General features: G+C 41.8%; 13 protein-coding genes and 1 other RNA gene. All 14 read right to left on the minus strand.

Features of this window, described 5'->3' with window-relative positions; translation table 11 throughout:
* Nucleotides 1-7: 7 nt before the first annotated feature.
* The 14 genes from NQ560_RS11520 to rnr all read right to left on the minus strand — a co-directional run bounded on the left by NQ560_RS11520 (nucleotide 8) and on the right by rnr (nucleotide 14816).
* Entirely contained in the window at nucleotides 8-532 is a 525-nt protein-coding gene (locus NQ560_RS11520) for a tetratricopeptide repeat protein (RefSeq protein WP_005334517.1), read from the minus strand.
* 24 nt (nucleotides 533-556) lie between these two features.
* Nucleotides 557-2419, minus strand: coding sequence for a heavy metal translocating P-type ATPase (locus NQ560_RS11525; RefSeq protein ID WP_005334519.1), 1863 nt, complete (start codon nucleotides 2417-2419; stop codon nucleotides 557-559).
* Between the two features lie 98 nt (nucleotides 2420-2517).
* Nucleotides 2518-2877 (minus strand): ArsR/SmtB family transcription factor, encoded by a 360-nt coding sequence (locus NQ560_RS11530; RefSeq protein WP_005337017.1) that lies wholly within the window; start codon nucleotides 2875-2877, stop codon nucleotides 2518-2520.
* Nucleotides 2878-3072: 195 nt separating this feature from the next.
* Complete coding sequence (locus NQ560_RS11535; RefSeq protein WP_154104237.1) at nucleotides 3073-5571, minus strand: heavy metal translocating P-type ATPase; 2499 nt, start codon at nucleotides 5569-5571, stop codon at nucleotides 3073-3075.
* A gap of 119 nt (nucleotides 5572-5690) precedes the next feature.
* Nucleotides 5691-6359 carry a uracil-DNA glycosylase gene (locus tag NQ560_RS11540; RefSeq protein WP_005334523.1) on the minus strand — a complete coding sequence of 223 codons (669 nt, stop codon included), beginning with the start codon at nucleotides 6357-6359 and terminating at the stop codon, nucleotides 5691-5693.
* An 81-nt stretch (nucleotides 6360-6440) separates the two neighbouring features.
* Nucleotides 6441-7202 carry an imidazole glycerol phosphate synthase subunit HisF gene (hisF, locus tag NQ560_RS11545; RefSeq protein WP_005334524.1) on the minus strand — a complete coding sequence of 254 codons (762 nt, stop codon included), beginning with the start codon at nucleotides 7200-7202 and terminating at the stop codon, nucleotides 6441-6443.
* A gap of 16 nt (nucleotides 7203-7218) precedes the next feature.
* Nucleotides 7219-7824 carry an imidazole glycerol phosphate synthase subunit HisH gene (hisH, locus tag NQ560_RS11550; RefSeq protein ID WP_040015690.1) on the minus strand — a complete coding sequence of 202 codons (606 nt, stop codon included), beginning with the start codon at nucleotides 7822-7824 and terminating at the stop codon, nucleotides 7219-7221.
* Nucleotides 7825-7896: 72 nt separating this feature from the next.
* Nucleotides 7897-9390, minus strand: coding sequence for a sensor histidine kinase (locus NQ560_RS11555; protein WP_005334526.1), 1494 nt, complete (start codon nucleotides 9388-9390; stop codon nucleotides 7897-7899).
* Between the two features lies 1 nt (nucleotide 9391).
* Nucleotides 9392-10069 (minus strand): response regulator transcription factor, encoded by a 678-nt coding sequence (locus tag NQ560_RS11560; protein ID WP_040015595.1) that lies wholly within the window; start codon nucleotides 10067-10069, stop codon nucleotides 9392-9394.
* A gap of 181 nt (nucleotides 10070-10250) precedes the next feature.
* Nucleotides 10251-11138, minus strand: a complete 888-nt coding sequence (locus NQ560_RS11565; protein ID WP_040015596.1) for a radical SAM protein — start codon at nucleotides 11136-11138, stop codon at nucleotides 10251-10253.
* A 176-nt stretch (nucleotides 11139-11314) separates the two neighbouring features.
* Nucleotides 11315-11664, minus strand: a transfer-messenger RNA (tmRNA) gene (ssrA, locus tag NQ560_RS11570).
* Nucleotides 11665-11884: 220 nt separating this feature from the next.
* A complete protein-coding gene (locus NQ560_RS11575) occupies nucleotides 11885-12133 on the minus strand; it encodes a hypothetical protein (RefSeq protein WP_005334533.1) in 249 nt (82 codons plus the stop codon).
* 66 nt (nucleotides 12134-12199) lie between these two features.
* The gene (smpB, locus tag NQ560_RS11580) at nucleotides 12200-12667 is read right to left on the minus strand and encodes an SsrA-binding protein SmpB (RefSeq protein ID WP_005334535.1); all 468 of its coding nucleotides are present in this window, start codon (nucleotides 12665-12667) and stop codon (nucleotides 12200-12202) included.
* Nucleotides 12648-14816, minus strand: a complete 2169-nt coding sequence (rnr, locus tag NQ560_RS11585; RefSeq protein ID WP_040015598.1) for a ribonuclease R — start codon at nucleotides 14814-14816, stop codon at nucleotides 12648-12650. Before rnr ends, smpB begins: the two co-directional genes overlap by 20 nt.

A 14816-nucleotide genomic window follows, 5' to 3' on the forward strand; every position in this document is an offset into this window, starting at 1 on the left:
ACTTCCCTTATCTGGTTTTTAAAAATTCTGCTTCTTTAGCAGCTTTCTCGTCATCTGGATATGCAGTCACATAATCTTCCAGTTTTGCTTTTGCATTGTCCCAGTCTTCCAGTTTTTCATAGCAGACTATTACATTAAACTGAATTTCCTGCTTCATATCGTCAGAACAATCTGAATGATCCAATGCTTTTTCATAATAAGAAATAGCATCTTCATAGTTTTCTGTCTGCATCTTACACACTGCCATCATATTACAGATTGTTCCTGTCTCCTTCGTTCCGGCGGAAACTGCATTTTCAAATGCAGCAAGCGCATCTTTGTATTTTTCCTGTTCATAATATGCAATTCCCAGTCCACGATAGGAATCGGCCACATTTTTCTTATCCTCTACTGCTTTCTGGAAATTCTCCTGTGCTGCTGCATAATCTTTATTTTCCAGACTTTCCACACCCTTTTTATATACATTCTGACCACATCCGGCAAGCATCATGCACGCCAGTATCAGTGGTATAATTCTTTTATAACATTTCATAATTCTTGTCTTTTTTCCTCCTGTCTAAGCAGTATATCCTGCAACTCCTGCTGAATTAATCACTGCCAGTATCACCACGACCATCTCTACTAAAATTGCTTCCCACATACCAAAGTATCCAATAACTGCCATAAACAACACAAGTATCTTTATAAATACTGCAAATGTAATATTCTGTGAAACACTGCGCAGGGTCTCTTTTGCAATTTTCATCAAAGCTACTATTCCATGAAGGTCATCTTTTACAAGAATCACATCTGCTGCCTCAATTGCCGCTTCTGACCCGAGATTTCCCATGGCAATTCCTATATCTGCTCTCGCCAGCATCGGAGCATCGTTAATTCCATCACCGACACAGACCAGCTTCTCTGCCTCTCCCTGAATAGACATGAAATCTTCTAACTGTTCCAGTTTGTCCTGCGGAAGTAAGTCCGTATAAACATAGTCCATATGAAGTTCGCGTCCAACCGCCCGTCCCGTCTTTTCTGTGTCTCCCGTCAGCATCACCAAAATTGCCCGATACTTTTCCTTCAGCCATGTAAGCGTCGCTTTCGCCTCTTCTTTCACCTGATCCTGAACGAGTACATATCCTGCATACTCTCTGCCCACACATACGTAGACGACTGTTCCCGGTTCATTAATTTCATCTACCAGCAGCTTTTTTGCATCCATCATACGACGGCTTCCAACATGCACTCTCTGTCCTTCATAGGTCGCACTGATTCCAAATCCAGGCTTTTCTTTTACGCTTCTGACACTGTCAGTATCCAGCTCTTTTCCATATGCATCTGCCAGTGATTTTGCCAGCGGGTGATTGGAATAACTCTCCACATGAGCGACCAGCTTTAAAAGTTCTTCTTCTGTCATACCCACTGCTTTTATTCTTGCCACCCGGAACTCTCCTTGTGTCAAAGTTCCTGTTTTATCAAAGATAAATGTATCTGCTTTCACCAGGCTTTCCAGAAAATTACCACCTTTGACCACGATTCCCTGTCTGGCTGCTGAAGCAATTCCACCTAAAAATGCAAGTGGTGCTGCCACTGCAAGCGCACATGGACATGCCACGATTATAAAAATAAGTCCTTTATATATCCATGTCTCCCAGTTTCCATAAGAAAATGTAGACGGCGGAATAACCATGATCAACACAGACAGCAATACCATGATCGGTGCATATACTTTGGAAAATCTCGTCACAAATGCTTCTTTTTGGGATTTACGGTTCTGCGCCTCCTCCACAGTTTCCATAATTCTTGAGACGATTGAATCCTTGTAAATTCTTGTCACTCGCGCTTCCAGCACACCGCTTTGATTAATGCAGCCACTGTAAATCTTATCCCCTTTATACACTTCCACCGGCATTGCCTCTCCTGTAATTGCCTTTGTATCTATAGTTGAGCTTCCAGACAGAACAACCGCATCGACTGGAATTCGTTCTCCTGGTTTGATCACAATAATATGACTCATCTTTAATTCCGAAGGATCTACCTGTACTTCCTGCCCTTTTACTTTACGAATAGCATATGTCGGTCTCAGATCGATCATCTTTGCAATAGATCTCTTTGTCCGGTCTGTTGCAATCTGTTCCGCAAGCATTCCAAGTTCAAACATAAGCATAACTATCACAGCTTCCATATATTTCCCTATGCCAAATGCTCCGATTGTTGCAAAGATAACTAATATATATTCTACCGGGAATCTCTTTTCCATAATCTCTTCACTCAATTTCTGAAATGCCCCATATCCTATCAGTAAATAAGTTCCCAGAAATATTGCGAATTTTTCTTGATCGGACAGCATAAATCGGGCTGCCCCCCAGACAGCACCTGCATATACGATTATTCCCAATCCATAGACTATACATTTTCTCTTTAACTGCTTTTTCATAACTCTATTCCCACATTCTCTTTCTTATTTTGAGACTTGCATCTTTGCTTCGCCCAGATGCAGGAAAACGCTTTGGTCAGTCATCTTAACATATCTTTTTATTCTGTAATATGCTCCATGCCCTGACTGATAATAGACTGGATATGTCCATCTGCAAGCGAATAATAAACAGTCTTCCCGTCTCTTCGGTTCTTCACAAGTTTCATCTGCTTTAACATACGAAGCTGATGGGAGACTGCTGACTGTGTAACTCCCAGTATCTCCGCCAGATCACACACACACATCTCTGATTTTTGCAATACATACAGAATTTTCACTCTTGTTCCATCTGCAAATGCTTTATAAAAATCAGCCAGACTATTAAGCAGTTCTTCATCCGGCATCTGCTCCAAAGCCAGTTTTACGTTCTCATTATGAATACATGTCACATCGCAGCATTCAACTTCTGTCTTTCCCATATATTTCATCCTTTCAAACTACAGACTATCATGACCCGACTGTCATGTTTTTTGTAAGGCTTAAATCTTAAAAATTACAATTTTCAAAGCCAGACTATGCCTGTACAAATGCCTGTTTATATTAATTATGCCAAATGGAGAAAACTATTTCAACCATTTGGCATAATTTAACACTTTTGTAATGTTATGTTATCGTTATTTTGTTTTCACATGCATTGCGCGGATGGAATTCAATACACATATCATTGCTACACCTGTATCAGCAAATACTGCAAGCCACATATTCGCAAATCCAAGAAAACCAAGAATCATAACAATTGCTTTAATCACCAGCGCAAATACTACATTCTGAATTGCAATACTTCCTGTCTTCTTCGCAATCGCGATAGACTGTGGGATTGCTTCTACTGAAGAATTCATAAATACCACATCGGCCGCCTCTATTGCGGCATCTGCTCCGCTTCCCATTGCTGCTCCCACATCTGCACCAGCCAGTACCGGTGCATCATTAATTCCGTCTCCAACGAACATGACAGCACCGTGATTCTTACGAACGTTCTTTAGATGCTCCAGTTTTTCCTGTGGAAGAAGCTGTGCATAAACTTCATCAATTCCTGTCTCTTTTGCAACTGCCTGCGCGCTGTTCTTCTCATCACCAGTTAACATAACTGTTGCAATTCCAAGAGCTTTCATCTTACTTACAGAAGCAGCCGCATCAGTCTTAATTTCATCTGCTACAATTACAAATCCTTCTAACACACCATCAACTGCCAGTAAGACTTCTGAGCCATAACCGCCTTTTTCGTATCCTGTCGTATCTACCTGATACATTTCCATCAGTGTATAATTTCCAAGGAGAACAGTTCCTTCCGGGAATGTTGCACGGATACCTTTACCGGAAATCTCTTCCACTTCTTTCGGTCTTGTAAGCGTCAGATTCTGTCTTCTTGCTTCCTGAACAATGCTGACCGCAATTGGGTGTGTTGAACCAAGCTCACAGTCCGCCGCCATAGTCAGCACCTGTTTTTCTGTCAGTTTTCTTGTTGCCGTGACTTTCTGTACAGCAAAATTCCCCTTTGTGATGGTTCCTGTCTTATCCATAATGACTGCTTTAACATCTTTCAATGCCTCAATAGCCAAACCGCCTTTAAAGAGGATTCCTCTCTTAGATCCTGCTCCAATTCCCGAGAAGAAAGCCAATGGTACACTCAATACAAGTGCACACGGACAACTGATTACAAGAAATGTAATCGCTGTGTAAATCCAATGGTTCCAGTTTCCCGTTACAATGGAAGGGATAATTGCAGTAAGAACTGCTGCCACAACAACAACTGGCGTATAAACTCTCGCAAATCTTGTGATAAAACGATCGATCTTCGGCTTACTTGCCGCTGCATTTTCCACCGAATCAAGAATCTTTGTGACCATGGATTCGCTCAGTGGTTTTGTAACCTCAGCCTTTAATACACCTTGTTCATTGATACAACCGGAAATCAGTTCGTCTCCCGGAACAACTCTTACCGGTACCGGCTCTCCTGTGACCGGTGAAGTATCTACCCGGCTCTCACCCTCGATAACCTTTGCATCCAGCGGAATTCTGTCACCAGGACGGATCATAATAATATCTTTTACCCTTGCATCCTGTGATGGAATTTCTTTTACTTCGGAACCAACGACAAGATTAACAACTTCCGGGCGCATATCTACGGCATCCATAATCTGTCCACGGCTCTTTTCCACGGCAATATCTTCGAACAACTCTCCGATACGGTAGAACAGCATAACTCCGACTGCCTCTGCAAAATCACCAATCACAAACGCTGCAATTGTCGCAACTGCCATCAGAAAGTTTTCATCAAACAAATGTCCTCCCGCCATATTCTTCAGCGCTTTCATTACAATCTCAAGTCCAAGAAGTAAGTACGCAATAATGAAAATACATGCACTGATCATCGGATTCGGAAGTGTTTTTTCTGCAATAATACCTGCTGCAAAAAGAATCGCTCCAGCTCCGACAAGTACTATATCCTTTTTATTCTCTTCAAACGGATTCTTCTTCTCTCTTTTGATCGGCTGATCATCCGGCATTGCAACAACCTGTACTTCTGACTCGATAGAGGAACAGATTTCCTGAATCTTGGAAAGGAGATGCTCCTGATGATCTGATGCGACAACTAGTTTTTTTGTTGCATAAGTCAATGTTGCACCTTCAACTTCCGGTAACGCCTGAATCTTTCTCTCCATCTTAGCTGCACAGTTCGCACATCCAAGATTTTCCAAAATGTATGTCTTCTGCGCTACACCTGCCGGCATAACACAAGGCTCATGCTCCACTGCTTCATGATGATGTTCATGATCTTCATCATGGTGGTGATGATGTCCACAACCACAGCCACACTCTTCCTCATGGTGATGGTGCTCGTGCTCCTGCTTATGTTCATGATGGTGTTCATGCTCTTCGTCATGGTGGTGATGATGTCCACAACCACAGCCACATTCTTCCTCATGGTGATGATGATGCTCATGAGCTTCATGTTCATGATGGTGATGTTCACAGCCGCAACCACAGCTACATTCTTCATCACGGTGATGTTCATGCTCTTCGTCATGGTGATGATGTCCACAGCCGCAACCACATTCACACTCTTCCTCATGGTGATGGTGCTCGTGTAATTCTTTCTCCATATCTTTCATATATTTTATCCTCCTGCACGTCGCATTAACAATTGAGCATTTGTTCATATGTTTGTTTTAAATATATTCCTGATATGTCTGTTTGTCAATAGTCTTCCTTTATTTTCTCTTAATTATTACTAATCAATCTGCCAGTCGATTGGTTCCACACCGCCTGCTTCCAGGAATTTATTCGTCTTGCTAAATGGTTTACTTCCAAAGAAACCACGGTAAGCGGAAAGCGGACTTGGATGTGGTGCTTTCAGAATCAGATGGTTCGGATTATTCAACATGCTGGCTTTTCTCTGTGCTGGAGCTCCCCAAAGAATAAATACAATCGGACGATTCTGGCTATTAAGTGCCATAATTGCTGCATCCGTGAACTCCTCCCAGCCAATGCCTCTGTGTGAATTCGCCTGATGTGCCCGTACAGTCAATACTGTGTTGAGCATCAGAACACCTTGCTCTGCCCATTTTGTCAGGCAGCCATGATTCGGGATGGTACAGCCCAGATCATCGTGAAGTTCTTTATAGATATTTACCAGTGATGGTGGAATATCCACACCTTTCTTTACAGAAAAACAGAGTCCATGAGCCTGTCCTACATTATGATATGGATCCTGTCCAAGAATCACAACCTTTACTTTATGTAATGGTGTCAAATGAAAGGCATTGAAAATGTCATCCGCCGGTGGAAATATCTGTCTTGTTCGATATTCTTCATTTACTGTCTCAAATAGTTTTTTATAATACGGCTTTTTAAATTCCCCCTGCAAAGCCTCAAGCCAGTCATTATTAATTGCTGCCATTTTCTTTTCTCCTTTTTACTTTCTAGATAGAGATATAGGTAATTGCAACTTTAAGTTACAATTACCCATACCTTTTATCTGTTATAATCGCACAGAAACACCTCTGCCACGAAGATATTCTTTTACTTCCTTAATCTCTAATTCTTTATAATGGAACAGAGATGCTGCCAATGCTGCATCTGCCTTTCCGTCTGTCAGCGCATCGTAAAAATGTTCCAGATTGCCTGCACCGCCGGAGGCTATGACCGGAATATTAACTGCTTCTGCAACTGCACGAGTCAGTTCCAGGTCATACCCTGCCTTTGTTCCATCACAATCCATACTGGTCAAGAGTATCTCTCCTGCTCCCAGTTTTTCCACCTTATGAGCCCACTCCAGTGCATCAATTCCTACATCAATTCTTCCACCATGTTTGTAAATGTTCCAACCACTGCCATCTGCACGTTTCTTTGCATCGATTGCCACAACCACACATTGGCTTCCAAACTTGTCTGCCGCATCCGAAATCAGATTTGGAGTATCAATGGCTGATGAATTAATCGAGATCTTGTCTGCTCCTTCTCGCAACAGTGCCCGAAAATCGTCTACCGTACGGATTCCTCCACCAACAGTAAATGGAATAAATACTGTCTCAGCTACTTTTCTGACCATATCTACAACTGTGTTTCTTCGATCGGATGAAGCTGTAATATCCAAAAAAACAAGTTCATCCGCTCCTGCTTTATCATAAGCCTTAGCAATTTCCACTGGATTTCCAGCATCCTTCAAATCTACAAAGTTCACACCTTTTACAACTCGTCCGTTATTTACATCCAGGCATGGGATGATTCTCTTTGTATGCATATACCGTTCCTCCTGTCTATAACTCAACAAAATTCTTCAAAATCTGTATTCCAACATCACTGCTCTTTTCCGGATGGAACTGGCATGCAAATACATTTCCACTTTCTACAGATGCATGGATCAATGTGCTGTATTCTGTTGTGGCTGTTACAATACTCTCATCTTCTGCCTTCAGATAATAAGAATGTACAAAGTATACATAAGAATCTTCCGGTATTCCACGGAATAATCTGCCTTCATTCGGATACTTCAGAGAATTCCAGCCCATATGAGGAATCTTAAGTCCCGGCTGATCCGGAATCCGAAGAATCTCTCCTTTTAAAATACCAAGTCCTTCTACTCCCGGTGTCTCGTCACTTCGTTCAAATAAAAGCTGAAGTCCCAGACAAATTCCAAGAAATGGAGTCCCTTTTTCCACGACTTCATGGATCACTTCTTCCAGATTATATTGTCTGATCTTGCTCATAGCATCTCCAAATGCTCCGACTCCCGGAAGAATTACTTTGTCTGCCTTTAAAATCGACTCTCTGTCTCTTGTTACAACAACTTCCTGTCCTAAAAGGTGCATGGCCTTTTCCACGCTCTTTATATTCCCTGCATCGTAGTCAATAATTGCTATCATGTGCTCGTGTCCCTTTCTTCTCATTCCTTTATGCCTGTTAACGCACATCTTTCTCTTTTGTTGTGGTTTCTTCTATCGTACATCAAGTGTGAACCAGAATTCAACACCATTATCGTAATTTTTCACACCATATTGCTGATGCATGGATTCCATAATAGCTTTTACGATAGAAAGTCCGATTCCATTGCCTCCATACTCGCGTGTATGAGCCTTGTCCACTTTGAAAAATTTATCCCAGATACGCGGAACATCTTCCTCCGGTATTGGCTTTCCGGTATTAAATACAGTCACTTTTGCAAGTCCGTCTTCCCGCAAAATCTTCACTTCAATAATCTTTTCTTCATTGACATGATTATAGGCATTACTTACATAATTACGCACGACCTGTTCAATCTTAAACTCATCCCCCCAGACGTAAACTGGATTTTCTTCCCTGAAAATAAGTTTAACATCCTTTTGTTGTGACAGAATGTCCATACTCTGAAGTACTCCGCCAATCAGCTCTGTCAGATTAAAACGCTCAAATTCTACTTTATCATTCCCGAACTCCAACTGATTCAGTGTCATCAGATTCTTGACCATCCGATTCATCTTACCTGCTTCGTCCATAATAACATCACAATAGAAGTCGCGGCTCTCCGGGTCATCATTAACTCCTTCTTTCAGTCCTTCTGCATATCCCTGGATCAGAGCAATCGGAGTTTTCAACTCGTGAGATACATTTCCCATAAACTCCGTACGCATCTGCTCCATCTTCTCTTTCTGCTCAATATCCTGCTGCAGACTGTTATTTGCCTGCTTCAATTCAGAAATTGCCTTTTCCAGCTTCTGCGACATACGATTAAAGTTATCACCCAGTTCACCAATCTCATTGTTACCACCGCTTGTATACTTCGCCTCAAAATCCAGATTTGCCATACGGTCAGACAGCTCTGCCAGTTCCTGGATCGGCTTTGTAATCCTTCTGGAGAAATACCATACAAGTCCCATGCAGATGATCAGTGTTCCCATACCTACATATATTAGGAAACGATTGGATAATGCAACACTTTCACGGATACTTTCTACAGGACTTCGAATGAGGAAATTCACATTATCGTCAAGTTGTCCCCACATCTCAATATATTCGCTCTGATTCCATGGATCCTGACTTCTCATCAACTGGTAATTGTCTGTGCTATCCAGCACCTTTCCACCTTTTTGTGCCTGGTTCAGAAGATATCCCGATAACTGCTGCTTGAGCATATTCGTATCGTGCACATTTGTAATCAGTTTTTCATTATCCATATCCAATACAATATAGGAAATGTTGCTCTTCTCACAAAGGACATGTAATTCATCTTGTACTTCATCATTACTGATTGTCCCCTTTTTCACAGCATTCTGTAGTTCTTCGTATACATGAATGAACTGCATTTCCTTGTTTCTGATATAATACGGCTCTAAGAACTTTACATTAACAACAAGCAAAATAGCAATCAGACAGATGACCATGCCTGCAAAAACTGCAATCATCTGCCTCTTAATAGAATGCTTTCTTTTTTCTTTTTGTTTAAAATGCTTCATCTTAATTTACCTCGAATTTGTAGCCCATTCCCCAGATTGTCTTAATGTATTCACCCTTTTCTCCAAGCTTACTGCGAAGCTTCTTAACATGAGTGTCGATAGTTCTTGCATCTCCAAAATAATCATAATTCCATACATTATTCAATATCTTCTCCCTGGAAAGTGCAATTCCCTGATTCTCAAGGAAATAAGACAATAATTCAAATTCTTTATAACTAAGTTCCACATCTTTTCCGTCTACCTGCACCTGATGAGCTGCCTTATCTACAACGATACCACCTGCTTCCACATGCTCATCTGCATCCAACACATTCGAACGTCTCAGAAGTGCATTCACTCTCGCAACAAGAATCTTCGGACTAAATGGCTTAGAAATGTATTCGTCTACGCCAAGATCAAATCCCTGAAGTTCATCCCGCTCATCGCCGCGTGCCGTCAGCATAATAATCGGTACTTTAGAAGACTGACGGATCTCACGGCAAGTCTGCCAGCCGTCCATCTTCGGCATCATGACATCTAATATGATCAGCGCAATATCTTTCTCTGCGTAAAACGCCTCCATAGCCTCAAGACCGTCTCCTGCCTCCAGCACCTGATATCCTTCTCTTTCAAGGAAATCCTTCACAAGCTTACGCATTCTGCTCTCATCGTCTACAACTAATATCTTGATCTTCTCCATATCATAAACCTCCCTGTACGAACTGTACATTCTGATTTCTTATTTCTTACGCTTAGACGCGAATAGCACATATTTCCCGTCATATTTTATAGTATAACAGGAAAATATGTGCTATGTGTGAAAATTTTTATTACAAAAAAATGCTAGGCAGATTATTCATTTTTCTGCCCAGCATTTTTTTCTACATATCTGTTCTCTTCCAAACTGTATCCAGAAATCCCGGCTGATCTCTATCCCACGCCGCCATCTCAGAATCCAGATGCTTAATAATTTCCTCTCTGTCCTGTGGCAGGACTCCGCTGATCGTAATCAGATTATATGGGTGACTTCCGAAGAAAATGCAGTCATTTATCTTTAATGCACGAAGTAGCATTTTTTCTTCCTCTATCAGTTCACGCTCTGTAAGCTGTACATACTCTCCTTTATCACAAAGCTCTTCCAGCTCACTTCCGCGTAAAACCGCTGTTGAAAGAGGAGATACACGATATGGCGGATACTTGTTCAGAAAAGCCGCCGTGGCTTCTACACTTTCTTCGCTATGTCCTTTTCCACCAATTCCAAGCATTAAAAGCGCTGAATACTTCATTCCTGCCTCTTTCAGCTTTCCGATATTTTCATAAGCTTCTTCGACCGTAAAGCCCTTATTGATCAGTTTTACCGCCGGGGCATATGCCGTCTCAAGTCCTACATACAGCTCATCATATCCGACACTTTTCAGAAGCTTCAAATCTTCCAGTGATTTTGCTTTCAGATTCTGAATAGATGCATAGCAGGTAAGTACCTCTACTTCCGGCAGATACTGATGAACCAACTCTGCAATTTTTACAAGTCTGTCGGTCCCAAGTACAAAGGGATCTCCGTTCGTCAGATAGATTCTCGTAATCTTCTCGCCTCTGTCATAAAGTTCTTTTAAATCCATCTCCACATCTTCAAGCGGCGCAACACGAAACGGTGTCTTCCGGTACATGGTACAAAAAGAACATTTATTATGAGAACAGCCTATTGTAACCTCCAGTCTCTGTACACTGGCTTCTGATGGCGGTCTGTATATCTGTCCTGTCTGGTGCATAGTTTTCACACTCCTTATTCTCATTTATGGCACTGAGACATTTCCTACAATAACGTCCGCAAAACGTCATATACTTTTTTCCTTTAAATTCAGTTCTATTATAATTTTCTTCATTACCAAAAACAAGCCGGACTTCTTATATGATTCCTTCATACAAAAAGTTCGACTTGTTTTTTTAGTGGACCTGGCGGGAGTTGAACCCGCGTCCGAAAGCCCATCCACCAGAGCTTCTCCCATCACAGTCATTACTTTGACATTCCCTCCATCAGTCACCTAATGACGGGTTACTGATCTTAGTAGCTTCATAAAATCTTCCATTCCCTCAAAGCTTTGAGAACGAAGTGCTCCGTCTGTTTGAAGCCGGTTACTTAAGCAACGGATGACCTAAGGCCGACTGCTGCCGCAATTAGGCAGCGTACGCTAAATTTTCGTCTGCGTTTAATTTTAAAGTGGAACTTTTATCGTAGTGTCCCGCTACGGATGGCTTCTCCAACTTCCAGACCCCCGTCGAAACCAGTACAAGCCCTGAATTACTTCTAAAAATGACGATTGTCATCAATCCAGTTTGCTGGCCGGCAGACGTTTGTATACATACACTAACACTAATACTTCAAAATATCAAGTCCTATCTATTATATTTTTTCATATTTTTTATCATTTCAGTATTATCTAACAACAATTCTGTTTTTCGAATCAATATTTTCTCTTTTTCTGACAAATCGTATTTATACCTGGTCAGGACAATTTTACTCTTCATCCTCGTCTTCAAGTCCCAGAATCTCTGACAGAACCTGTATGATGATCTCATTTGTACAGGATTTTACATATCCCATCATATGAAGAGAAATCTCATCCTGCTTCTGCCCCTCTGTCAGTTCTGTATTCTTCTTCGTATCCTGAATCAGCTTCACCAGTTGAGGTGTCAGCTCCTCATAAATCTCAACCGTTGTATCTGTCACTAATTTTCTCAAGTCTTCTTTTTTTACAGGTACCATATATTATCCACCTTTTCTACATCTTTTACAATTCTTATCTACATTTATTGCACATTTTCTTTCATCTTAGCCCAAATTGCGGATTTTAAAGTCACGGCTTGCTTCTCTCTGCTGGTCTTTTTTGGCAATATCCTGTCTCTTGTCATACAGTTTCTTACCTTTTGCCAGACCAATCTCCACTTTTACAAGGCTTCCCTTAAAATATACCTTTAATGGTACGATTGCCATTCCTTTTTCTTTTGTCTTGCCGATCAGTTTATTGATCTCCGTTTTGTGCAGCATCAGTTTCTTCACACGAAGAGGATCTTTATTAAAGATATTTCCTTTTTCATATGGACTGATATGCATACCATAGATAAATACTTCCCCATTTTCAATGCGGATAAAAGACTCCTTGATGCTGCATTTTCCCATACGAAGTGACTTCACTTCGGTTCCATGAAGCACAATCCCGGCCTCGTAAGTATCCAGTATAAAATAATCATGATATGCCTTTTTGTTATTAGCAATCATCTTACCATTCGTCTTCGCCATTTTCTTCGTCCCTCTCCTTCGCAATTACAAAATCAATGGTACGCATCAACCGGTCTGTATCAGCAACTCTCACACGAACTTCCTGTCCAAGCTTGTAGACTTTTCCGGTGCGTTCGCCCACCATCTCATAACGGCTTTCATCGTAATTATAATGATCATCACGCATATTGGCAACATGAATCAGACCCTCGATCGTATTCGGAAGTTCCACATACATGCCCCATTTCGTCACACTGGAGATTACGCCTGTGTAAACATTTCCAATACGGTCTGACATATATTCTACTTTCTTAAGCTTCACAGTCTCGCGTTCCGCCTCGTCAGCGCGCCGCTCTGTCTCACTGGCATGCTTCGTCACTTCTTCCAATATCTTGCGATAATGTTCCATGCGTTCACCATTCATACGTCCCCGCAGGTTATCTTTGATGATCCGATGAATCTGAAGATCCGGGTAACGACGAATCGGTGATGTAAAATGTGTATAATAATTCGCTGCCAATCCAAAATGTCCGGAGTTCTCCGGCGTATATCTGGCTTGTTTCATAGAACACAGTGCAAGTCGGCTGATTAATGCTTCCTGCGGTGTTCCTTCTACTTTTCCAAGTAATTTCTGAATCTCTTTCGGACGCACTTCATTGGCCCCGATATGCATAGAGAATCCAAAATTATTAATAAATGTTGCCAGCGCCCGGATTTTTTCATCATCTGGAGCCTCATGTACTCTGTATACAAAAGGCATCTCCTGCCAATAATAATCTTCTGCAACAGTCTCATTTGCCAGAAGCATAAAGTCCTCGATAATCTTTGTCGCAACATTTCGGTCATAAGGTTTGATATCGATTGGATGACCATTCTCATCAAGAATCATTTTCGTTTCCGGAAAATCGAAATCAATGGAACCTCTCTGTTTTCTTCGGGCTCTCAGAATCTTTGACAGTTCCAGCATACGCTGGAACATCGGCACCAGTTCCTCGTATTCCTGCATTTCTGCCAGATCCTCGTCTTCCAGAATCTTCGCCACACTTGTATAACTCATACGGCGGTCCACATGGATAACCGTCTCTGCAATCTCATGGTCAATGACCATTCCTTTCGGGTCTACTGTCATAATACAGCTAAGCGCCAGACGGTCTTCTCCGGCATTTAACGAACAGATTCCGTTAGACAATGTATGTGGCAGCATCGGAATAACACGGTCTGCCAGATATACACTTGTTCCACGCTTCAGCGCTTCCCGATCCAGCGCACTATTCTCTTGTACATAGTTCGTAACATCCGCAATATGCACACCAAGAATATAATTTTCACCATCTTTCACAACAGACACGGCATCATCAAGATCCTTCGCATCCTCGCCATCAATGGTGACCATCTGCCAGTCACGGATGTCTTTTCTTCCCTGCATGTCTGCCTCACTGACCGGCTTTGATACACGCTCTGCCTGATTCAGCACCTTCTCTGGGAATTCTACCGGAAGATCATATCCTTTTATAATAGACATAATATCTGTTCCCGGATCATTGACATGACCGATAATCTCTACAATCCTTCCTTCCGGACTTCTGCCTTTCTCACCGTAAGAAGTCAGTTCAACTACAACTTTATGCCCGTCTACAGCCTCTTTTGACTTACCCTCTGGAATAAAAATGTCCTGAAGAATTCTCTGGTTATCCGGAATGACAAAGCCATAACTCTTGTTGCCCTTCTTCTGATAAAGACCGACAACTGTTGTAAGACCACGCTCCACAATCTTTACAATCTTACCTTCCCGGCGCTTTCCATCACGGTCAGAAGCTTTTGTAATAATCACTTCTACCGTATCACCATCCAGCGCTCCGCCGGCATCATCCTCCCCGATAAAAATATCCTGATCCTCCTCAGGAATGATAACAAAACCAAACCCTCTCTGATTCGCACGGTAAGTTCCCTGAAGACGCTTCGCCTCACCTTTACAGTACTTCCCACGCTTACTGAGACAGATCTTACCTTCCTCTTCCAATGATTCCAGCACCTGACGAAGCTCATCCCGCTGCTCCTTATTCACCTGCAGGACCATAGCCATCTCTTTGAACTTCATTGGCACATACATATCATCACAGATAAAATCATATATAATTTTCTTTCTTTTCTCAAATGTCTTATCGCTCAT

It is taken from the genome of Dorea formicigenerans (genome assembly GCF_025150245.1).
GTDB lineage: Bacteria > Bacillota > Clostridia > Lachnospirales > Lachnospiraceae > Dorea > Dorea formicigenerans.